We start from the raw sequence: 21,252 nt of genomic DNA, 5'->3' as shown, positions 1-21,252 counted from the left end.
GCCGACAATACAAGAGGCATGGCTGGGCCACATCGATCCGCGCTGGACCACTGTGGCCGACAAGGCCCAGTCGCCACGATGTGGTGATCATCTGATTCGGAGCGAGGAACGCGCGGGTGCGGCAGGACTGGGAGCCGGAGAACCTCATTGAGGTCTGGACGCTGCTCGAAGACCTTCTTCCCGGCCGGGGGTGAGCCCGTGCCCGTGGTGAGCGGACTTGCCGACGTCCAGGCCGAGGAAAACGCCCACGTCTTCGATCTCGAAAATCGCACGCTTCCATGGGGTTTGACGGTGCCGGCCTCGGCTCGGGTGTCGTGCTCGCGCATCCACGTCATGCAGACCTGCCTCGCGCAGAAGCCCATGATCACGGATCACCGAGCGAGAATCCCCAACGACCGCAAAGTGCGCTCATTTCCTCTCGGAAGAGCTTATCCGGGCTGATGGTCTGGTTATGCAGGTGTCCGTAGACCTCCAGTGACACCATGCCGTGCAGGGAGCCCCAGATACGCAGGGCGAGCGACGTCGTCGGGGACGCCGGCCCGGCGGCAGCGGTCCGGCTCGTCCGTCCACTCCCGGGGCAGATACAACTGCCAGTCAAACGGACAGGACGCGGTGTCGGTGGCGGCATGGACACTGACCGCGATCTGGCAGTTCGCCCGCTTCCCGAGTGCTCCGCAGTACTGACGGGGTGTCCGGCGGATCATGGAGCCGGGTTGAGGGTGGCTGCTTCAGCTGCGGAAACTCGGTAGACCGGCCGGGACAGCCGTGCAACGGTCCTGGCATGCCGAGCGAGATCAACTTGTCAAAGTCCTGCGGGACCACAGCGTCGTTGGAGTCCTTCGATGGAAGCGCCATCAGCTACCGGCAGCTCGGGGCGGGGCCACCGGTCGTCCTGGTCCACGGCTCCGGCGGTGGACTGCATTCCTGGCAACCGGTGGCCGAACATCTCGCCGCCCGGTTCGAGCTTTGGATGCCCGCCCGCCGAGGGTATGCCCCGAGCGGGCCGGGCCGATCACCGAAGCGCTTTGCCGACGAGGTGGGCGACCTTGAGGCGCTGATCGCCAAGATTGGCCGTCCCGTTGATCTGGTCGGCATGTCCTATGGCGCCACCGTCGCCCTCCATGCCGGGGCATCCGGGCTGCCGGTTCGCTCGCTGGTGCTGTGGGAACCGCCGCTGTATGCGGCGGGTGAAGAGCTGACACCTGTGCTCAACGAGTTCGCGGCACTGACCGCGAACGGCGACCGGCGGCGGGCCGATCGGCTGCTGGCGGAGAAAGTGGCCCGCGTCCCGGCCGCGCTGCTGGACCTCATGGATGCGGGTGAGCCCACCGACGATGAACCAGACGACGCGCTCGGCTGGCACCGTGACCTCGAATCGATGGCCGCTGACTCAGCGGATATGGGGCGCTGGTCCACCGTCACCGTCCCGACGCTGCTGATGCGCGGCGCCGACACCTGGCAGCCGATGCCGGCAACTCTCGACCGGCTCGCGAGCGCGCTGCCCCACGTCACCTACACGACGTTCCCCGGCCAGATGCACTTTGCGCCGTCGATCATCCCCGAAGCTGTGGCGGCGGAGATCACTCGTTTCCTGCCGCGTTCCTGAAGCTGTCCGGAAACTGCCGGGCCGGGCTGGTCACGTCAAGGCCTGAGCCACAGACGGATCGCGGTGACGGTGCCGTGGAAGACGTAGGCGCGCTTGTCGTACCTGGTGGGTGCGCCACGACAAGAGGGCGTATCCTCCACGGGACGGTCACGGTCGCGGCGATCCGATTGTGGCTCCGCCCGTGACCTCCACGTCCTCGCCTATTGGTCTTCCGGGACCAAGACGCCGAGCTCGACTTCCTCGAAAACGCGTGACCACCAGGCTTCGTCGTCCTCGAACACCACCGGATCACTCTGCCTGGCCCGCTCAAGCACGTCTTCGACGTAGTCCTCGTAGTCGTCGTCCGCATCGGTCCTTCCCGAGCAGGCGAACGCCGACCACACCTCCAGGACGTCCTGCAGACCAACAACCGAAGAGTTGACCAGCCCGTACTGCTGGTCCCCATCGCCTTCATAGCCGCGGACCATCCAGACTTCGCCGCTGTCGATCAGCAGCCAGTACGTGTTGACGCCGTCCTCGAACGCGCCGAGGAACGCAGCCCGACCCGGCGGAAGGTCGCGGGCCTCCAGCTCCCGACCCGCGTCCCGCACGAACATGCGATTGCAGTCGGACGGCAACCTTCGCTCGCCCAGCCCGGACACCGCCTCACCGCCCAAACCCAGGCGCGCGAGAGAACTCGCGTCATATGGCAGCCACAGCGCGCTCGGCAACCGGCACCCCCTGCTCGATCCGTCCATCCGATCCTCTCAGACCGCGCGGACGACCCATCGGACAGGACCTAGCCGCGGCGCTCCAGGATGTACAGGTCCCAGGAGTCGGGGTCGCCGATGTAGGCGAAGAGCTTCGGGTGTTCCTCCGTGCCGAAGAACTCCCACGAGAACCCGCTGTCGCAGCCCTCCACCGTCGCCCCGACCCCCTGGTCCCAGGCGTTGTCGCCCGGTCCGTACGACCAACTCCCCGTGCCCGTACACTCCTCCTTCGTCCCGCCGAAGTCGTACATGTTCAGGCCGGTCGCCGTCGCCCTGCCGTCCTCCCCCAGGACCAGCGTGCCGCCCGCCCCGTCGCTCCACGTCCCGGCGAGCCGCTCCACGCTCATCCGCGGCGGCTCGTACCCGATCCCGGCCCACAGGCCGAAGCCCGCCAGGGCGACGGCGGTCACGACCGCGAGCGTTCCGTACAGCGCCAGCCACCCGAACATCACGCCGCCGCCGATCCTCGGCCGGTCCGGCAGCAGCAGCCGCCGTACGACCAGGGCCGCGACCGCCCACCCCGCCGCGGCCGCGAGCCACAGCACGAGCGCCCACCCGAAGCCCGCCCTCATCTGCAACGCCCAGCCGAACACCGGCAGCAGCGTCACCGAAGCCGCGACCACCGGGACCCACCACCAGGCCCGGCCGAGCCACCCGGCCAGCTGCACCAGCGGGATCACCAGCCCGGCCGACGCCGCCGCGGCCGCGAACGCCCCCACCACCGTGAGGACCACCGCCAGAACAGCCCAGAAGATGTAGTTCAGCAGGTTGTACGGCAGATCAGGGCTCGCCTGCGTCTGGGTCCACACCGCCAGCGCGATCCCGCTGAGCACCGCCTCGACGAACAACACCGACATCGACGCTGTCAGCAGCGCGCCGTACCGCTCGCGCACCCGGATCAGCCGTGCTTCTGAACGCATTCAAATCCCCTCCCGCAGGGCATCATGCACCCTGCGGGAGGGGTCGGACCGACCGGGGGTGCCGTTAGCTCACGGCACCCGTTCCCTCCGAGCGGGGGCCGCCTCATTCCCCAGCCCCTCACGGTCGTCAGGAGTCAGCCGCCCTCGGCCGACTGACCCTTGTCGAATTCGAAGCCGTCATGTCCACACCGGCCCTCCGCGCCGCGTGACTGAACCTCACCCAACCCCGCATCAGACCCCTGTGTCATGGCCCCGGAGCGGCTCTTGTGATGACCGGGTGAGCCGCCACTCGAGGCTCGACAGTCGAATCAGGTGATACGCTCCTGAAGGACTTTTCGGCTTGTGACTATTCGAGGGAGGTGAGGTTAATGATCGCGGTAGAGACCGCTGCTGTCAGCAGCGCCCGGACCATCCTCACGTCCCGGGTCCCGGTCTGAATCCGTTTCCCTCCATCCTGCTGTGAGCGTGCTCGCTCGCGCGGTGGTCGTGTGACGTCCTGACGGGGCCCTCGTCCAAAGGTCTCTCAAGTTGTCATCCTTCTTCTCCACCTCTTCCACCTCTAGCTCGTCGTCCGGGTCGGCCGGTTCAACGCTGGCCGCATTCGGGTGGGACGAGGCGTTCGACCGCGCCTTCGCCGCGCATCGCGCCGCCGGTCTGGTGCCGGCCCGGATCGTGCGTGTGGACCGTGGTCAGTGCGACGTCGCCACCGAGTCCGGCCCGGTACGGGCCGGCTCCTCGGCAGTCTCCTCGCCGGATCCCGTCCTTTCCCCGTGCACTGGCGACTGGGCCGCCCTGCGCACCGGCTCCGATCCGCAGCTGATGGCCCTGCTGCCGCGCCGTAGCGCCATCGTGCGCTCCGGCGCCGACCGCTCCTCGCGCGGGCAGGCACTCGCCGCCAACATCGACACCGCGGTCATCGCCGTCTCGCTCGCGGACCCGCTCAATCCGGGCCGGACCGAGCGGCTGCTCGCGCTGGCGTGGGACAGCGGCGCCCGGCCAGTGCTCGCCCTCACCAAGCAGGACCTTGCGGACCCGTCCGGCGCCGACGCCGTGCAGGCCGAGGTCGCCGCTCTGGCGCCGGGCGTCGACACCGTGGTCACCAGCGCCGCCACCGGTACGGGCCTGGACGTCCTGACCGCGGTGGCATTCGGCACCACGGTGCTGCTCGGCCCCTCGGGCGCGGGCAAGTCCACGCTGGCCAACGCGCTGCTTGGCGACGAAGTCCTGGCGACCGGCGCGGTGCGGGCCCAGGACGGCAAGGGCCGGCACACCACCGTTCACCGCGAACTCCTCCTGCTGCCCGGCGGGGGCGTCCTCATCGACACCCCGGGGCTGCGCGGGATCGGCCTGCAGGACGCCGCCGACGGTCTGGAGCAGGTCTTCGCCGAGATCGAGCAGCTCGCTCAGGAGTGCGCTTTCCGGGACTGCGGCCACGGCACCGAGCCCGACTGCGCGGTCCAGCGGGCGATCCACACCGGTCAGATGAGTGAACGCCGCCTGGACAGCTACCGCAAGCTGCTGCGCGAGAGCGACTGGGCGGCCTCCCGCAGCGACGCCCGCATGAGGGCCGGCCGCACGGACCAGCAGAAGTCCATCACCCGCCATCTGCGCGCGACCTATCGCTTCCGCGAGCGTCAGCAGTGACGGCGTACGACCGTGCCACTCAGACCTCCCCCTGTGCCTCTGCGAAACGGAGCAGCCCCTCCTCATGAACAACCCCCTCACCTGGGCCACCCGCCCCGAGACCGCCGCCGACGTCGCCGCGATCCGCGCGGTCAACCTCGCCGCGTTCCCGACCCCGCTGGAAGCCGACCTGGTCGAGGCCCTGCGCACCGACCCGGCCTGGATTGACGGCCTCTCCCTTGTCGCACAGACCCCGGACGGCACCATCGCAGGCTTCGCGCTGCTGACCCGCTGCCACATCGACGACAGCCCCGCCCTCGTGCTGGGCCCGTGCGCGGTACTTCCCGCCTACCAGAAGACGGGAGCGGGATCCGCCGCGGTCCGCGCGGCCCTCGACGCCGCCCGCGCCCAGGGCGAGAATCTCGTCACCTGCTTGGGACACCCCGGCTACTACCCGCGCTTCGGGTTCACCCCGGCCTCACGCCACGGCATCCGCCCCGCCTTCGAGGTACCCGACGAGGCCATGATGGTCCTCGCCCTGGATGCCACCGCTCCCGCCCCGAAGGGCACCATCCGCTACCCGGCACCCTTCGGAGTCTGACGGACCCGAATCCGGCCGGCCCATCGCACACGACGGCGATGGGCCGGTGCCGGCCGCGGCGTCCCGCGCGTTGTCTGCCTGGATGCGGCAGTCGCCCGCCTGCGGTGGGTGGCCGGCGGAGACCCCACCACGACCCCCGGTCACCACCGACGACATGCTTCACACCGTGCTCCGGCGCCGCGCTGGCGGCGAGTCCGTCGAGCAGATCCAACCCGACCTGATCATCCCACCCGGCAAGCGCAAGGGCAGAGCCCCAGCGTCGCCGGCATCTACCGGGCGATCGCCGAGCACAGGAAGGCCCAGGCGTACCCCGAGACCGTCGAGGCGGCGCACGACGACTTCGCCGCTCTCTTCGGCAACGCTACCGCAGCCCCGTGTAGTTACTCGGCGTTACTCGCCCTTGGCGGCAGCTATACGAGAACTGGGCCGACAACAGCCGGTGATCTCGCCGGCCCGCGACGGCGCTCGTAGGATGCCTGAATGCCTGAGCCGATACGGATGAGCCGCCGCGCATGGGTGGCCACGTGGGCTGTGCTGTGCGTGGTCGGCCTCGCCGCCACCGCCGGTCTGAACGTTTCCTCGTCACCGGACCCGAAGACCGAAGAGCCCGTCAGCGCCGAGTGCGCCGAGCGCATCGCGGACATCGAGACGCAGTTGGCGCAATCCGAGGAGGAAGGCAACGACACCGTGTTGACCTTCTCGCGCATCCAGGTCGGTGACGAGAACGACTGTGGTGACGAACTCCGTCACCACTTCAGCGGTGACCAGTGAGCCGCCGTACCTGGGTCGCCGCCGCAGCCGGGCTCGCCGTCATCGGCGCCTGGGCGGTCATGGCCGGGGGCGGCAGCTCGGAACCGGAGCCGCGGCCCACCCCGCCGCGGGTGTACTCCTCCTGCCTGGCGGCAGACACCGAGCCGGTGGCTGCGGACGACGACCCGTGCGGCAGCCGCTGAGAAGATCGTGGATCACCTCGTGGAGCACCTCGTCGAACACGTCCCCACGTGGCCGGCTGGCGTGTCTCTCCACGAGGTCGGCCCCGGACGGGCAGGGGCGGGCAGGGGCGCCGTCAGGAGGGCACTATCTCGCTTCGCAGCTTCCCCTGCGAGCGAGGCGTCTTCTCCCCCACCCGCCGCGGCTCGATCGTCCGGGGATCGACCGCTTCGCCCGGGGCGCCCTCCTTGTAGAGGCCCTCCGGGTCGTTAGGCCTGTCGTGAGGCAGCAGGAAGAAGGTGCGGCGCTGGAAGAGGCCGCTGTCGGGGTTGGCCTCCGCGTCCTTGTCGAGCTCCGCGTAGCCGACCATGCGCCCGTCACGGGCGTAGCGGGGCTTCCCGCTGCGGCGGGTGCTCTTGTCGAGCGCCTGGCGGACGTAGTCGAGTGCGTCGAGGTCCTCGAGCCACACCACGTTCGCCTCGTGTGCGAGCTGGCTTTCGTGCAGCAACGAGCTCATGGCCGCAACTCCTTGTCGGTGGTGTGGCGGTACGGGTGGATGCGACTGCTCGGTGCGGACCCGGCGGTACGACGATCTGCGGACGTCCCCATGGTAAGACGATGCCCGGATCCTGGGCAGCATGCCTCGGAGCTCATGGGCGCCTGCCTGCGGGTTCGTCGGAACGGGCGATGTCGTCCGGCAGCAGGGCCAGGGCGGGGTAGTACTTCTTCCCGCTGGACTTCAGCATCTCGGCCGGGGAGGCGAGTCCGATCTCCTGGCGGATGCGGCCGGCGAAGGCCCGCGCCGTGTCGGCCCGGATGCCCTCCGAGCTGCACCATGCGGTGTAGGTCCCGTAGAGGAGCCCCTGTTCGACACGCAGATCCCCTGTGTCCGGCCCCTGGCGCATGCAGCACTCGCTCAGGAAGCGTCCGATGTGGTCCTCGGTGGTCTCGTAGGCCGCCGTGGCCAGGCGGACCGAGGTCGGACCGGTCAGCGGGTCACGGGTGGTGAGGTATCGGATGGCACCCTCGATCAGCCAGTGCAGGATGCCCGGGCCCTCCTCCTGGACGAGTTCGCCGGCCAGGTTGTCGATCTTCCGGTCGGCGACGACGACTCGTTCGAAGGGGATGAGGCGGATACGACGCCAGAACGCGTGCCCGCCGGTCCCGACCTCGGGCTGGTGGTTACCGAGCAGCCAGAGTTTGTGGGTCGGGGTGAAGCTGAAGTAGTCCTGCCGCATGCGGCGGGCCTTGATCTTGTCGCCGCCGGTGAGGAGTTTGACCCTGGCCTCGTCGAACTTGTCGTTGGGCTTGAGCTCGCTGCATACGAAGATGCGGCGGCCGTGCAGCTCCGTCAGTTCCGTCGAGTGCTCGGCGAAGTTGCCCTTGTCCATGAGGAAGCCCGGTGGGGCCGCGTCGGCGTAGTCCCCCATGACCTGGATCATGACGTCCAGAAGGACCGATTTTCCATTGGCTCCCTTTCCCCAGAGGAACGGCAGGACCTGCGCGCCGACATCGCCGGTGATGGAGTACCCGAGCAGCAGGTGCAGGAAGTCGGTCATCTCCCGGCCCTTGGCGTCGTCGCCGAAGGTGTCGTCCAGGAAGGCGTGCCACCGTGGGGTGGGCATCGCCTGGGGGGCGACGTGGGTGGCGCGCGAGTGGAGGTCCCGGAGTGGATCGGGCTTGTGCAGGCGGCCGTTACGGAGGTCGACGACGCCCGCGGGGGTGCAGAGGGAGTAGGCGTCGCCGTCGAGCACATCGGGGTCGAGACTGAGTGCGGGCGCGGCCTTCGCCTGGTGGAGCAGCGCCTTCATCCCACTCGTGGACATGGTGCGTCGTCGGTGCTGGGCGATCTCGCGCTCGCTGAAGATGCCGCGGGGGTCGGTGGCGGACATCTGCTCGGCCATGTCGCCGGCAGCCCACAGAGCGGCCTTCTCCCCACCGACTCGCTTCCAGCGAAACTGGTCCCAGCAGTACCAGCCGAGGCCTTCGACATGGCGGAACTGGTCACTGTAGAGCTGGGCGAAGAGCTTCGCGTTACCCCGGTCGGTGAGCATCGGAGGCAGCAGAACGGGTGTGTCGGCCGGGGCCGGCGGCTGCACCTGCTGCGGGGGGACCCATGCGGGGGCCGCAGCCTCGATGTCGAGCATCTGCTGAGCGGCGGCAGCCGCGTCGAAGCGGCTGTTCTCGGCGCTACTCATGCGAGTCCTTTGGGGTGGAACGGGCGACTGGCGCCTGCGGAAAGGGCTGCGTCGATGATCGTCTCACTACGGCGGGTCTGGTGGGGACGAGCATAGTGAGCGGCCTCTGTCAGCTCTTGACGGGCTTCGGCCTGGTTCAGATGGCCTGCTCCGGCGAGCCCTCCTGCCGTGTATGCCGCTCGGTTGAGTTTCTCCGTGAAGCCCATCCCTTCGGTATGGCCGGCACATTCACGAACGGTCTCGACGAGCGACTGCAAGAGCGCCTGCGCGCCGCCGGGTCTCACCGGGCGGGCCTGTCTCTGCGGCCGCGGACCGGGAACCGGTGAGGCCTGTATGACGTGGCCCGTGCGCCGCAGTTCGGCGGCCAGCCACGCGGGGAGAGGGGCGGGCTCCCGTACGGCCCCGAGGGGCGCGTAGACGCCCGCCGTGATGCGGGTGGTGGGGGCCACGACGTATCCACCGTGGGCTCGTACGTCGACCTGCCAGGCGAGCGCGGTCCTGGGGCTCGATCCGGTGGAGGAGCGGTAGCGGACGGCGGGCTCGGGATTGACGTACCAGATGTGCAGGCCCCCGGACGGAGTGCGGACGCGCAGGGTGGTCTCGTCCTCGGCTGGATTGGGTTGCTGCCGGTAGGCGGCGAGAAGGGCCAGCGTGTCGAAGCCGGAAGCGAGCCCGGCCAGATCGACCTGCTCCGGAATCCTGATGCCCGGCAGAAGCCGGTCGCGCGCCGGGACGGGCGCGGCGTGGGCGTCGACGTCCAGGATCACGAGGTGCGCCGGTCCGCAGGACACACCGACGCCTGCCCGGGGCTCCCTCCCCCACCAGGCAGCGATACGCGTGAGCTCGGTGGTCGCGCTGTGGAAGCCGTGACACCACAAGCCTCGTGCATGGCAGGGACAGTCCGAGGGCTCGTGACTACGCGTACGGCACTGCTCGCAGTTGGCCGCCGGCGTCTTGCGTCCCGGGGCCAATGGGTGAACCGGCCACTGACGGCCTGCAAGCCAGCGGGCCACGTCCGCAGGTCGTGGCTGCTGCGCGACTCCGGGCGAGGCGGTGTCGGCGGGGCGCTGCACTGTTCGTCGATCCGTTCCTCTTGTGTGGCCGGGCGTGGTCTGTCAGCTGAGTCCCGTGACGTTTTACCTGGTCAGGTAGGACGGTACGAGGGACTGAGGGACTGAAGGGACTGACTTTCCCTTATAGCAGAGAGAGCCTAGCCGATGGGGATGCCGCTCTGAGGGAGGCATGAGCACTTATCGAAAAATGAGTCCCTTCGGTCCCTCGATCCCTGATGTCCGCCGCGGGCGGAGCTGTCGGTCCCTCAGGTATCCGCCTGAGGGACCGAAGGCCTGCATGGGGCGGGGGACTGAACGGTCCCCTTTCAGTCCCGGAGGTGTTTATGCAGGTCAGAGCACTTGTGGGCTGGACCGGAGGGACTGAAGGGACTCATTTTCGTAGTTATCAGCGCACCAGGATATGAAGAGGTACCTCTTACGTACGCGTACATACGCACGCGCGCACGCAGCTGGAACAGGGAGTTTCGGTCCCTTCAGTCCCTTCGGTCCCCGGGCACACAGCTCTGACCTGGTCTTTTGCGGAGGGACTGAACGAGGGAGGGACTGAACGAGTTCGGTCCCTCCCTCAGCCGCGTACTGCTCTTCGTCTAGTGCTGTCTACAGAGAGGGGGGGCGTGAAGGGGGGAGTACACAGGGGAGCGTGAAGCTGACGACCGCCCCCGGTACGACGGACGCGCCCGCGCTGTCGTGAACCGGGAGAGGCTGCGCGAACACAGTTGGAACGACGAGGACCACTTGCTTGCGGGGCACGACTTGGGAAGGGTCGGCGCCCGCGCTTGGCAGGCGTTCGTTTGTTCTTTGACAGGTTCTACGGCTCATCGGAGGTGTCCGGACAAGACTGGTGATTAGCCAGGTGATGAGGAGGGTCGGTCGAGCAGCTGATGTGGCAACCTCACGAGACGGATGGAACCTGCATGGTGTTCGTAAAACCCCCAACTCTCCTCAGCGGCATGCTTGTTGAGATGGACGTATGCTCGGGCCGGGCGGTAGGGGGAACTCGATGCAGCAGTGCAGCGAGGGGATTGGACGGTCACCCGTCACATTCCCTTCGGAGCGAGTTATCTGGACGGGGTCGAGGCTCTGCTTCGGGTCACTGGAGCCGCGCGGGCACCTGACGACGAGAACACCGACTGGCGCGAGCTGGACGCTCTGCTGCTCAACCGCCTTCCACAGATGACCCAATGCTGGGCCCGGCCCCCGACGCAGCCGCCCTCTTCCAGCGCCTTCAGCTCACCGCCGACGCACCGGCAGCTGACGCAGGGCCCCGCCTCTTCGGCGTCCTGTTGTACACCGACGCCCACGTGGAACTGGCTACCTACGTCCGCACGCACCTGGACGATCTCAATGCTCTGTCCGGGCCGGCCACCCGCATCTTCGTCGTCGAGAAACAGCGCGGTCCGGACGCGGTCAAGAGGTACTGGCGACGGCACCTGGAGGCCGAGGTGTATCGCGTCCTGGCCCCGTTGCGCTGGTGGATTGGCAGCCGTACGACGCCCAGGGGATCTATGAGGCCGCGGCCGGCCTCGGTGTCGACCCCGCCTTGATGCCCTGCTTGGTCCTGCTGGCCCCTGCGCACACGTGGCCGACGTACCGGGTCCAGCCGACCGGATCGTGTTCCCCGTCCAGGAAGCGACCCCGGCCTGGTTCCGTACGCTCTTCGGCCACCTGGCCCGGCTGCTCGGGCCCACGGCCAGACCGCCGGAGGTCGACTCCTTCGGTCGCTACATCCGGCGCATCCTGTACAGGATCGGCATGCTGGTCTCCGTACAAGCCGCCATGCGGCGCCTTGATTCGGCACCGCATGCCGACCGGGACGCCGACAGCGAGGCGTTTGCCCGGGTGTGCGTGTGGCCGAGCAGGCCATACGCGAGGCCCTCGTTCCGGCGGCATCTGCCGTGGTGGAGAGCCCGGGTCACCGCTTCACCGACTGTCGTGTCGTCATTCACTCAGGAGTATCAGGAGCCACCGTGACGGAGAACTTCTACTTCCAGGGCACCTACACCACCTTCATCAACAAGCCGGTCGACACCGTCGTAAGAGACTTCCAGAACACCTACGCACAAGCCCCGGCGCAGGACGAAGGCCGGACATCGCCGCGGTGACGGCGGCCGGCGGGCGACCGGTGGCCTCCAGGAGTGCCTCCGCCCAGGTGAGTGGCTCGCTCTGCCGCTCGTAGAGCTGGCGACCCCAGAGGCGCAGGACGGCGTCACGGTGGTCGGTCATCCCAGGATCGTTCCAGCCGGGAACACCGACAGCCAACGGGTTTCCGCGCGGTCGGGCGGGTGCCAGAGATCGTCTCGGCGCTACTCCGGCAGTCTTCTTCTCGTGGGCACGATCAAAGGTCGGGCACCCTGGGGAATGCGGAGAGCAAGCCTTGCGCGATCCACCGTGCGATGGTCATGGAGTTGGTGTCAGTTGGCCGGGTCGTCGGAGATGGCCTGCTTGAAGTTGGGGCATTCGACCAGGGGGGAACGGGTACAGACGGCGGCGTGGCGCAGACTGTCGCGCATGCGGGTGAGCCGGTCGATCTCAGTGTCCAACTGCTCAGCCTTGGCCGCCAAGTGGACGCGCAGTTCGGTGTCGTCGGGGGTTGCGGTCACGAACCGGGCGATCTCGGCGAGGGTGAAACCCGAGGCACGGGCACACGTGACCAGGGTCAGGCGGGCCAGCACATCGGAGCGGAAGGTGCGGCGCAGTCCGTTGCGGCCTTCGGAGGCGATGAGGCCCCGCCGTTCGTAGTAACGCAGCGCCGACGGCGCCAGTCCCGACCGCTCGGCTACCTCCGCGATATCGAGCAGGGTCATGAAACCGCTCCTTGACTTGAACCTCGCTTCAAGTCGGAGCATAAGCCCATGACTGACTCGACAGCACCACTCGGCTTCCCGCACCCGCAGGTCCAGGTCTACCTGGACCGCCTGGCCGCCGCGAACGTCGGCGAGCTGCACACCTTTACCCCTGAGCAGGCGCGACAGGGCTGGCGTCGGCAGATCGCCCTCCTGGGCGAGCCGGAACCCATCGCGGCGGTCGAGGACCGACGGATCGTCACCAAGACCGGGCCGATCCCGGTGCGTATCTACACCCCCGTCGGCACCGGGCCCTTCCCTGTGCTGGTGTACTTCCACGGCGGCGGTTTCGTCGTGGGCGACCTGGACACCCATGACGGGCTGTGCCGCAGCCTGGCCAACGGTGCGAGCTGTGTCGTGGTCTCGGTGCAATACCCGCTGGCTCCCGAGCACAAGTTCCCCGCCGCACCCGAGGCCTGCCTCGCCGCCACGGCCTGGGTGGCCGAGCACGCGGGCGACATCGGAGGAGACCCTGCGCGGATCGCGGTCGGCGGCGACAGCGCGGGCGGGAACCTGGCGGCTGTCGTCGCACGGCTCGCACGCGACCTCGGCGGACCGGCGCTGGTCTTCCAACTGCTGATCTATCCGGACGTCGACTTCCGCAGGACCAACCACAGCATCCAGGCCTTCGCAGGGAGATTCGGCAACGTCAGCCGCGCCGCTCAGCACTGGTTCATGGACAACTACCTCACCAGCGAACAGGAGAAGCTGGACCCCCGCGTCTCCCCGCTGCTGGCGTCCGATCTGACCGGTCTACCGCCGGCGCTGATCGTCACCGCCGAGTTCGACGCGCTGCGCGACGAGGGCGAGGAGTACGGACAGCGTCTGGAGAAGGCGGGCGTCCCGGTGACGGTGTCCCGGTATCCGGGGATGATCCACGAGTTCGTCCGCCACCCGTTCGACGACAGCGGAAAGGCCCGGCGTGAGGCCGCCCTCGCGCTAGCGACGGTTTTCACCCGGTGACGGTAGGAGGTGCCGTAACTCTCTGATCCGCTGCTCGAGGCGCCCGGCCTCTGCAGGGTGGTTGAGGCCAACCGAATGCGGACCTCCTCGTCGTCGTCCTGGGCGAGTGTCCCGACGAGTGCTGCGGGCAGGCCGGACCAGCTCGCAGCAACCCGGCGGAGCACTGGTTCCCCGGACATCGCGCAGGCGGCGAACCGGTCGGGCGACGGCACGGTGGCCGGGGCGGGGTCCGGATCGTCGAGCGGCCCTGCCCGGAACGCTCGGGGAGCACTTCGACCCGGGCGTGGACGAGATGGTCACCCGGGGACCATCCCCGCACGCGCGGGGAGCACAGCCTCGTCCCGGCGAACGTCGGCGAGATGTGGGGACCACCCCCGCACGCGCGGGGAGCACCGCGTCCGGCACATAGTCGCCCTGGTACAGGCCGGGACCATCCCCGCACGCGCGGGGAGCACGAACAACAGTCGCGTCCCCGTCGGGGAGGTCGGGGACCATCCCCGCACGCGCGGGGAGCACAGGACCTTCCAGTACGCGGCGTCGGTCACCGCGGGACCATCCCCGCACGCGCGGGGAGCACGCCAGCAGCGAGGTCGAGAAATTTCGGGGCCCGGGACCATCCCCGCACGCGCGGGGAGCACTCTTCGTGACCTGCAGCGTTGCTAAGCCTGACCACTGTTTTGGAGTAGTTTCATCAAAACGGGCATAACACCTAAACGCTCCAAATCTTCCGTCACCTCCGTCCGAAGCGACGACGCTTCGCCGCATTGCTCCAGCTCTTCGGACGCTGCCCAGCGGAAGCGCTGTCCCGGCTCGGCCGACGGATCAGCGTCAGGCCCTCGTGGTCGACCGGGTGCCAGGCGTGGTCGTGCGTGAGGAAGGTGAAGCCCTGCTCGTTGTTCGTGGTGTGGGCGAGCAGGGCCCTGCCTTGGTCGGCGTACTCCTGGACCTCTGCCCACAGCAGGTCACGGATGCGTGCGGACGGGTTGCCGATGAAGACTCCGGCGGAGATTTCGATCAGCCAGCGGGTCAGAAAGCCGCGCAGGCCTGCGGGACAGTTCGTGAGGACGATGACGGTCACCAGGTCGTCTCCAGGACGTCGAAGTCCTCTCCCCCGCCGTAGTTGCGGCCTGAGGCCACTGCCCGGCCTCCATCGCTCTGCAGCGTGACGACGTCCGGGGCGTCGTTCGTGGCGGTGTTCGCCATCAGTTTCTCTCCCAGGAGGAGCGTCTTGATGTCCTCTACGCAGCGGTCCAGCAGGGACGCCTCGTTGATGCGGTCCCGGAGAGCCCGGCGTGTGCGCGAGCCGACGTCCTCCTCATCCTCGGCGGCGATGTCGAAGGCGAGCGGGATGCCGATCTCGGTCTTGTACAGGTCGGCGACGTCCAGGACGAAGGACAGCTCGTGGCCGGAGTGCACGAAGCCCAGAGCCGGACTGCATCCCAGGGAGGCGACGACCGCGTGGGCGATGCCGTACATGCACTGGGCAGCGGCGGTGATGGCCTGGTTGACCGCATCACCGCTGCTGAAGTCCCCCGGGGTGTACCGGCGGCCTCGCCAGGGCACTCCGGTACGGGCGGACTGGGCGCGGTAGCAGTCCTTGACGCGGCGGCCTTCGCGCCCGAGGAGTTCATGGCGGGTCAGGCCGGCGGGATCCTCGTCCGGAAAGCGCAGGCGGTACATCGCCCGTGCGACGCCGAGCCGGCTGCGGACGTTCGCCCATTGCACGGCTTGTGCCTCGGCGAGGGCGGACGAGCGGGTGAGTGCCCGTCCGCCGGCGTAGTAGCGCACGCCCTGTTCGCCGACCCAGCAGACGGCGGCTCCGGTCTCGCCGAGGACGCTCATGGCCTGGTGCGTGATCCGTGTGCCCGGGCCCAGGAGCAGGGTGCCGATCGTCGCCGACGGGATGTGGGTGGTGCCTTCGGCGTCCTCGGCCGTGATCGCGTTGGCATCGCGGTGCACGACGCAGCGTTCGAGGTAGACGAAGGAAAGCCGTTCTCCGGTGCGGGTGAGCTGGCGTGGGGTGAGGGCCGCGCGTCGGGAGACCGTCGTCATCGGGTCACCCTGCTGTCCCGAGAGGCGCGAGGGTGAGCAGGCCGCAGCCGTACGCCTTGGCCTTGCCGATTCCCTGCCGCAGTGTCCGGCGCAGCTTCTCGGGATCGGTGACTTCGAGCCGGCCGTCGAAGGTGACGGTGACCAGGCTGACCGCCCCCTTGCGTGCCGCACCCTTGGCCGGGCCACGGGACTTGTCGAAGGACAGGGCGCGCTTGTCGTGGACCGTGAGCTCGTACCCGTCGCCGTGGTGGGGCTGCCCTGTGTGGGTCGTCCCGCTGGGAAGCAGGCGTCGGTCGGCCGGCTTCTCGAGGACACGGAATCCGCAACGTTCCTGCTGCTTCAGCAGCCACCCCATCTGGTGCACGGGCGTGACGTGCGCGGTCCGTTTGGTGGGCTCGTCGGCCTTACGACGGATGTGGTGGACGGGGTTGGCCGTCAGCCTGAACGCCCACTGCTCCCCCGGTGTGAGCCGGTCCAGGAGCGGGCCGTAAGGGCGGCTCTCCCAGCCTGGTGCGGAGCCGGTGGCCGCGGCCGGCCAGCCCGCCTGCTCGACGAGATGCGTCATGTCCGGCCGCTCGGGGCTCACGACGTAGAGCATGACCTCGGCTCGTGCGGTGTGGTCCAGGCGCCACAGGACACGCGGCCCGTCCGGAGGAGGAGCGTCACTGGGCAGCAGCGACGGGAAGGAGGACATCACGGCCGCGTGCAGCACCTGCGGGGACGACAGCAGTCTGCGGGCGCCGGGGCGTGCGGTGTTCACGCGGAAGCGGGTGAGGAACATCAGGCGTTCCCTTCCTGGAGGGCGTCGAACGGGTCATGCCGAGGCAGCCTTCCGCCGGGCAGGCGGGGAACGCGCACGGTGTCGCTGACGACGGTGCGCAGGGAATGTCGGCGGTGTTCGGCGGCGTAACTGACCGGCTGGTCGCGGAGAGTGTCGGCGAACTCCCCCTCGTCGCCGCAGGCCTCGCGAAGCACGGTCAGTTCGACGTCCGTCTGCTCGCTCTGCTGCCTGCGGTACCAGGTGGACGCCTGCCAGGGCACCTCGCCCAGTACCTCCATCAATGAGGCGGCACCGTCATGGAGGCCCAGGTCGACGGGCTGTGCCGGCGGGCATGAGCGCCGGCCCAGGAACGGGGGGTACACAGGGTTGCGCAGCGCGGCATGGAGGCCGGAGAGGAGCGTGGCATCGCCTTCGACGGCGGCGACGAACACGGCGTCCGCCAGATAGAAGCGCTCCGACAGGGGCATCGACTTGCCGCTGACCCCGTGATGCGCGGTCTGGAAGTCGCGTACCCGGCTGCCGGGCTGGTCGATCCGGACACCGAACCGGAGCGCTGCCAGCGGCTCGAGGCTCGCGTCGTCGCCTCGCTCGATGCCCGCGGCCGCGGCGAGCAGGCCGATGACCGCGCTCTTGGTGGGAGCGGACTCGGTGGTGCGACGGGTGAAGCGCGCGGAGGCCCCCCACGACTGCAGGGGGCCCGCGAGCCTCAGGCTGAGCACGCTCATGCGGGCTTCTCCAGGCGCTCTGCGACTGCCTGCCCGACAGCGGCGACCAGCTCGCCGATGTTCTGCGCCTCGGTACCGATCCCGGCGAGCTTCGCGGTGTTCGGGCCCACACGCAGAACCCAGGTCAGGGTGGAGCCCTCGTCGCCGTACGCTCGCTCGATGTCGGGGATGTACTCCGCGAGACGTTCGGACGCCTCGCGGACGTAACCGCCCTGGTCGCCCCGGACTGGTTCCTCGAAGGCCGCGACGAAACTGACCGGACGCGTGGTGCGGAGCTTCACGACCACGGCGTCGGGCAGCGTGTGGTGTCCGAACGTGTTGATCTTCCCCGTGGGCAGCGACGCGGTGAAACCGTGCACGAAGGCTTCCACGGCCCGCCGCACTGGGGTGGTGAGGGGTTCGTCGTCGCGCAGACCCTCGCCGAGGTTCGCGGCGAGCTGGTGCACGCCGAGGGCGGCGTAGCGGTACAGCGTCGACGAGTTGAAGTCGACCGTGCCGATCATGCCGGCGCCGGTCTCCTCATCGGTGTTCTCGTCGTCGACCGCGGTGTAGTAGTCCGATTCGTTCTCCACGCGATGCACGCTGATGGCGTGGGCGACCTGGACGGCGGCGTCGACGTTGAAGTCGGCGGCATCGGCGACCATGCGCCCGAAGAGCGCGATGTCGACGGAGTGGTGGGTGTCCGCGATCTCCTTGGCCTTGGCCTTCGTCTCCTTGTTCGCCAGGTGGGCCGTGATGTCGGAGGCGCCCTCCACGGCCAGCCGGGCAAGGCCGTCCAGCTGACGGGTGCTGAGGAACACGAGGTACTTGGCCTCCGGCGCGGGCTCCGGCTCCCCTTCCTTGGCTGCGCTCGCCTTGCGCTTGGGCACCTCGGTCTTCAGGCCCGTGGCCTTCACGGTCTCGTCGGCGATCCGCAGAGCCGCCTCGTCGCTGACCGAGGGGTCCAGCCTGGTGATCCGTTCGGCCACCGCCTCCACGATCTTCTTCGTCCGTACGCCGAGCTCGCCCGGATCCAGCAGGTGCTCCTCGGAGAAGTAGGAGCGAGCCGCCCGCTTCCAGGCCTGGCTGGAGACCCGTGCGCGCGGCACTCCCCCGTACACCGCGGTCTTCGGCACGCCGGTGTCGTCACGGTTGAGGTTGCTGGGCGGGACGGTCTGGAGGGCGTGTACGTCGAGGAAGATGCGGTTCACGAGGCGTCCTTGTCGATGTCCGTGGTGTCGGTGGTGTCGTCGCCGGCTGCGGCGGAGCCGGCTGACTCCGGCCTTTTGGTGTCCTTGTCGTGCCAGGCGTGGAAGGAACCGCCCCACTCACGGCGCACGATGTCGGCGCCGCCAGGCCACTGCCAGGTGTAGAGCTGTCCTGCGAGCAGGGCGTAGTCGAGGGGAATGTCCGCGCGGCGCAGCAGAACGACGATGTCGCGCAGCCGCTGAGCCAGGCTGGTCAGGTCAGGAGCGGTGCCCGCGCGGACCAGGCGCTTGCGCAACGGCTCGTCGATCTCGCCGGGCTTCATCAGGCGGCGTACGGCGGTGCCGAGCCCTCGGCGACTGTCCTTCCGATCGGCCTGGTGCATGCCGGAGGGGCGGGACTGCTGGTGCAGCGCCCACAGAGTGAGGGCCACATGCAGTGCGTCCTCGGCACGCACGAGCTCGCTCTCGTTGAGGGGCTGGGCGTCGTCCGGCGGCACGTGCAGGGGGCTGGTGTCGATGAGGCTCCACAGGTCCGGGAGCTGTCCTGCCTCACGTCCGGCGCCGCGGCGCAGCCGTGCCAGCGCCGCCACGTCCGGGGACCGGTCGGCGACGTAGCCCTGTTGCAGGGGGGTCACGATCTGGGCGGCGAGCCGGGCGACTTGGTTGCGTGGGGTGAGCGGTGCGGCGACGGTGGTCATGTCAGTGCCTTCACGGTGGTCTCGGAGTCCGTCCGTTCATCGGTGGCCGGGTCGGTGCCGGACGGGTCGGGGCTTCCCAGCTCCCTGTTCAGGGCGATGTGGAACCACTTGTCGGCCAAGGCCGAGTTGAGCCACTCCGTGCCCTTCTTCGTCTCGACGACCCGCCCCTGCCACGCACCGTCCCCGGCGGCGGCCACGAGCCCGTCGCCGAACCTTGCGGCGATCTTGTGGACGTCGCGCTGCCACGCCAGGCGCTGCTCGTACGGATCGTCAGTCCTGGCCAGGCCTCGGAGCCAGACGCGGTACGGGGCTTCGAGCAGTCCGTACGCACGGTCCCGGGCAGTGGCCCGAGGTCCGTCGGTCTCCGCGCCGGCGGCCCGGGCCAGGTTGGTGGCCAGGTCGCCGATGGCGTACACGGCACGGTCTGCGTCCTCGACGGCGGCGATGGCCTGCTCGGCATAGCGGCGGTCCTGCCGGTGGAGGAGGACGACGGCCATGGACACGGAGTCGTCGACGATCTCGTCGATCACGGACTGCTGGGTGCCGTACTGAGGGCCGATGACGCGCGCCCGCACGAGGAAGCCCCGTTCGAGCCTGCCCTCCGACACCAGGCGGGCCACCCATTCCAGGACAGCGGGACGCAGCGAGGAGGGAGGTTCCGATCCCTGCAGGGCGGGGAGGGTGTCGGCGATGAGCGAGGCGATCCCCCGCCATGCCGCTCGCTCGGGGGCGTGGTCGCGTGGCAGAAAGACGGGGCTCTCCCGCAGCTTCTTCTCCTGAGCGAGGCTGCGCCGCCAGGCCGTCATCGGCTCGCGGTCGTGCTTGTTACGAGGGCTGAGCGGGTCGCCGTAACCGAGGACGACGCCGTGCACGCCCTGTTCGTCGAAGTACAGCCGCAGCCGTCGCGTCTGCCAGGTGTAGAGGTCGCGCACCCCGGTGGACGCCCGCTCGGCTCCGCCCGGACCTGAGGGATCGCGGCGCCAAGCCGGGGCGTCCTGCTCGTCGATCCTCACGCCGGTGGTGTCGGCGGCCACGAGATTCAGGAGCAGCGTCTCGCGCAGCGTGGGGCGCTCGACGTAGACCCCGCCGAGGTTGCCCGCCCAGCCGACGCCGAGCGGGTAGACCTTTCCACCCTTGACGCGCTTGTCGCCCTCCACGCCCGTCTTGATTCCGGAAGTGTCGTACGCGTGCGCGTGGACGACCCAGCGGGCGGCTTCGGCGAAGGTGAGACGATCGACGTCGGGCATTCTGGCGCTGAAGAACGGCTCGCCGTTGGGGACGTCCGCCACGATGCGGTTGAGGGAGAACACCTCGTCCTTCGCCGTTCGCAGGCCTGCGGTCTGGAAGAACGGCGCCGTGGCGTCCAGCAGGTCGAATCGGTGGGCGTGCGCGTCGAGATACGGGCCTACGGGTGCGAAGCACTGCTCGTCGCCCCATAGGTCGGACCAGTCGTCGATGTCCTCGGGTCCGCCGAGCGCGTCGTGAGCGACAGCGAGGAGGAGACGCACCAGGGCGAACTCCTGGGTGGGCAGATCTCCGACGATCCGTCGCAGCTCGGACGTCTGCTCGAATACCTGGCGCAGGGAGAGCTCGTCCTGCTCGCCGTTGATCCTGAGCACGGGGATCCAGGGCTGTGAGGTCAGGTCGAACGAGGGCGCGTCGCTGCGGTTGCTCTGGCTGCTTTCAGGCACGGGTCACCTCAAGGTTCCTCTTCTCGTTGTGCATGAACCGATGCGCCCTCCAATAGGTGACGACACGCCAAGTTGGGTGCTCCTGAGCTGCAATGACGCTGGCTTTCGCTTCAGGAGGCCCAGGGCGAGCGGCGTATTCGTTAGAGTGCCTGCGACAAGTAAGAAACACCCACATGTGTCTTCGTACAGGATGTCGGACGAAGGAGTGAGGGATTTTGCGCGCTTGGGTCAGATGGGTTCTGGTCTCAGGAACTGTCGTCGTCGTCTTCTGGTTAGCCCTCCTGGTGGGGCATTCACTGCCCTTGGGCGGGCTCACGGACGAGGGAGCGCAGGGAAACGCAGCAACGGCGTTGGCCGGGACGGTTTCGGCCGTGGTTGGCCTGCCTTTGGCTCGTTGGGCGGAGGGCAAGCGACGATCTTCGGAGGAAGCCTGATTGCTCTGGCTGCTGCTCTGGAGCAGCAGCCCCAGGACTGCAATCGTCGTGCCCCAGGTCAGACGGGTTGCCGAGCTTCGAGTAGCATTCAGGCCGCTCCCCACCCCTGTGGGGATGGTCCCACCCAGATGGGACTGCATCATCTGCTCCCCGCTGCTGCGGGGTTTCCCACAGCTCG

Annotated in this window: 22 protein-coding genes, 1 pseudogene and 1 CRISPR repeat array; of the genes and pseudogenes, 8 read left to right on the top strand and 15 right to left on the bottom strand. The window is 68.8% G+C overall.

What is annotated here, in order from left to right:
* Positions 1-364: 364 nt before the first annotated feature.
* Positions 365-484, bottom strand: coding sequence for a hypothetical protein (locus tag ACWCQM_RS27915; protein WP_450917873.1), 120 nt, complete (start codon positions 482-484; stop codon positions 365-367).
* 40 nt (positions 485-524) lie between these two features.
* Positions 525-689: pseudogene (locus ACWCQM_RS27910) on the bottom strand (transposase); the annotation flags it as partial.
* A gap of 92 nt (positions 690-781) precedes the next feature.
* Between ACWCQM_RS27910 and ACWCQM_RS27905 the strand changes: the two are divergent.
* A complete protein-coding gene (locus ACWCQM_RS27905) occupies positions 782-1,606 on the top strand; it encodes an alpha/beta fold hydrolase (RefSeq protein ID WP_450917872.1) in 825 nt (274 codons plus the stop codon).
* Between the two features lie 200 nt (positions 1,607-1,806).
* On the opposite strand, the gene ACWCQM_RS27900 is transcribed toward ACWCQM_RS27905, so the two are convergent.
* Positions 1,807-2,316 (bottom strand): SUKH-4 family immunity protein, encoded by a 510-nt coding sequence (locus ACWCQM_RS27900; protein WP_450917871.1) that lies wholly within the window; start codon positions 2,314-2,316, stop codon positions 1,807-1,809.
* A 68-nt stretch (positions 2,317-2,384) separates the two neighbouring features.
* Positions 2,385-3,275, bottom strand: coding sequence for a hypothetical protein (locus tag ACWCQM_RS27895; RefSeq protein WP_450917870.1), 891 nt, complete (start codon positions 3,273-3,275; stop codon positions 2,385-2,387).
* Between the two features lie 528 nt (positions 3,276-3,803).
* Here ACWCQM_RS27895 and rsgA point away from each other — a divergent pair.
* From rsgA to ACWCQM_RS27875, 4 genes are all read left to right on the top strand, one after another.
* A complete protein-coding gene (gene rsgA / locus ACWCQM_RS27890) occupies positions 3,804-4,919 on the top strand; it encodes a ribosome small subunit-dependent GTPase A (protein WP_450917869.1) in 1,116 nt (371 codons plus the stop codon).
* A gap of 64 nt (positions 4,920-4,983) precedes the next feature.
* Positions 4,984-5,499: a GNAT family N-acetyltransferase gene (locus ACWCQM_RS27885; RefSeq protein WP_450917868.1), complete on the top strand. Its 516-nt coding sequence runs from the start codon at positions 4,984-4,986 to the stop codon at positions 5,497-5,499.
* A 480-nt stretch (positions 5,500-5,979) separates the two neighbouring features.
* Positions 5,980-6,270 (top strand): hypothetical protein, encoded by a 291-nt coding sequence (locus tag ACWCQM_RS27880; RefSeq protein ID WP_450917867.1) that lies wholly within the window; start codon positions 5,980-5,982, stop codon positions 6,268-6,270.
* Positions 6,267-6,452 (top strand): hypothetical protein, encoded by a 186-nt coding sequence (locus ACWCQM_RS27875; protein WP_450917866.1) that lies wholly within the window; start codon positions 6,267-6,269, stop codon positions 6,450-6,452. The genes ACWCQM_RS27880 and ACWCQM_RS27875 overlap by 4 nt, the downstream gene beginning before the upstream one ends.
* Positions 6,453-6,565: 113 nt before the next feature.
* Here ACWCQM_RS27875 and ACWCQM_RS27870 read toward each other — a convergent pair whose 3' ends face one another.
* The 3 genes from ACWCQM_RS27870 to ACWCQM_RS27860 form a co-directional block, all read right to left on the bottom strand.
* Positions 6,566-6,946, bottom strand: a complete 381-nt coding sequence (locus ACWCQM_RS27870) for a DUF6009 family protein (RefSeq protein WP_450917865.1) — start codon at positions 6,944-6,946, stop codon at positions 6,566-6,568.
* A 133-nt stretch (positions 6,947-7,079) separates the two neighbouring features.
* Positions 7,080-8,627, bottom strand: a complete 1,548-nt coding sequence (locus ACWCQM_RS27865; protein ID WP_267080975.1) for a DNA primase family protein — start codon at positions 8,625-8,627, stop codon at positions 7,080-7,082.
* Positions 8,624-9,640, bottom strand: coding sequence for a bifunctional DNA primase/polymerase (locus ACWCQM_RS27860; protein WP_450917864.1), 1,017 nt, complete (start codon positions 9,638-9,640; stop codon positions 8,624-8,626). The genes ACWCQM_RS27865 and ACWCQM_RS27860 overlap by 4 nt, the downstream gene beginning before the upstream one ends.
* A 1,241-nt stretch (positions 9,641-10,881) precedes the next feature.
* Here ACWCQM_RS27860 and ACWCQM_RS27855 point away from each other — a divergent pair.
* Together ACWCQM_RS27855 and ACWCQM_RS27850 are read left to right on the top strand one after the other, a co-directional pair.
* Positions 10,882-11,244: a hypothetical protein gene (locus ACWCQM_RS27855; protein ID WP_450917863.1), complete on the top strand. Its 363-nt coding sequence runs from the start codon at positions 10,882-10,884 to the stop codon at positions 11,242-11,244.
* A gap of 423 nt (positions 11,245-11,667) precedes the next feature.
* Entirely contained in the window at positions 11,668-11,802 is a 135-nt protein-coding gene (locus ACWCQM_RS27850) for a hypothetical protein (RefSeq protein ID WP_450917862.1), read from the top strand.
* A 309-nt stretch (positions 11,803-12,111) separates the two neighbouring features.
* Here the strand turns inward: ACWCQM_RS27850 and ACWCQM_RS27845 are convergent, their stop codons facing one another.
* Positions 12,112-12,504, bottom strand: coding sequence for a MerR family transcriptional regulator (locus ACWCQM_RS27845; protein WP_450917861.1), 393 nt, complete (start codon positions 12,502-12,504; stop codon positions 12,112-12,114).
* A gap of 48 nt (positions 12,505-12,552) precedes the next feature.
* Here ACWCQM_RS27845 and ACWCQM_RS27840 point away from each other — a divergent pair, with 48 nt between their 5' ends.
* Entirely contained in the window at positions 12,553-13,506 is a 954-nt protein-coding gene (locus ACWCQM_RS27840; RefSeq protein WP_450917860.1) for an alpha/beta hydrolase, read from the top strand.
* Between the two features lie 303 nt (positions 13,507-13,809).
* A CRISPR array of direct repeats spans positions 13,810-14,144; the repeat unit is 29 nt; unit sequence GGGACCATCCCCGCACGCGCGGGGAGCAC.
* Between the two features lie 92 nt (positions 14,145-14,236).
* Here the strand turns inward: ACWCQM_RS27840 and cas2e are convergent.
* From cas2e to casA, 7 genes are read right to left on the bottom strand one after another with little or no spacing between them, the layout of a single operon-like run.
* Positions 14,237-14,584, bottom strand: coding sequence for a type I-E CRISPR-associated endoribonuclease Cas2e (gene cas2e, locus ACWCQM_RS27835; RefSeq protein WP_450917859.1), 348 nt, complete (start codon positions 14,582-14,584; stop codon positions 14,237-14,239).
* Positions 14,581-15,558 carry a type I-E CRISPR-associated endonuclease Cas1e gene (gene cas1e, locus ACWCQM_RS27830; RefSeq protein WP_450917858.1) on the bottom strand — a complete coding sequence of 326 codons (978 nt, stop codon included), beginning with the start codon at positions 15,556-15,558 and terminating at the stop codon, positions 14,581-14,583. Before cas1e ends, cas2e begins: the two co-directional genes overlap by 4 nt.
* 4 nt (positions 15,559-15,562) lie before the next feature.
* Positions 15,563-16,339 carry a type I-E CRISPR-associated protein Cas6/Cse3/CasE gene (gene cas6e / locus ACWCQM_RS27825; RefSeq protein ID WP_450917857.1) on the bottom strand — a complete coding sequence of 259 codons (777 nt, stop codon included), beginning with the start codon at positions 16,337-16,339 and terminating at the stop codon, positions 15,563-15,565.
* Positions 16,339-17,064 carry a type I-E CRISPR-associated protein Cas5/CasD gene (gene cas5e, locus ACWCQM_RS27820; protein ID WP_450917856.1) on the bottom strand — a complete coding sequence of 242 codons (726 nt, stop codon included), beginning with the start codon at positions 17,062-17,064 and terminating at the stop codon, positions 16,339-16,341. The genes cas6e and cas5e overlap by 1 nt, the downstream gene beginning before the upstream one ends.
* The gene (cas7e, locus tag ACWCQM_RS27815) at positions 17,061-18,254 is read right to left on the bottom strand and encodes a type I-E CRISPR-associated protein Cas7/Cse4/CasC (RefSeq protein ID WP_450917855.1); all 1,194 of its coding nucleotides are present in this window, start codon (positions 18,252-18,254) and stop codon (positions 17,061-17,063) included. The genes cas5e and cas7e overlap by 4 nt, the downstream gene beginning before the upstream one ends.
* Positions 18,251-18,949, bottom strand: coding sequence for a type I-E CRISPR-associated protein Cse2/CasB (gene casB / locus ACWCQM_RS27810; RefSeq protein ID WP_450917854.1), 699 nt, complete (start codon positions 18,947-18,949; stop codon positions 18,251-18,253). The genes cas7e and casB overlap by 4 nt, the downstream gene beginning before the upstream one ends.
* On the bottom strand, positions 18,946-20,640 hold the full coding sequence (gene casA / locus ACWCQM_RS27805) for a type I-E CRISPR-associated protein Cse1/CasA (protein ID WP_450917853.1): 1,695 nt from the start codon (positions 20,638-20,640) through the stop codon (positions 18,946-18,948). Before casA ends, casB begins: the two co-directional genes overlap by 4 nt.
* Between the last annotated feature and the right edge of the window lie 612 nt (positions 20,641-21,252).

The sequence above is a fragment of the Streptomyces sp. NPDC002125 genome, assembly GCF_053593715.1.
The sequence above is the reverse complement of the archived record's forward strand: the minus strand, read 5'-3'. Positions and strand labels throughout refer to the sequence as shown.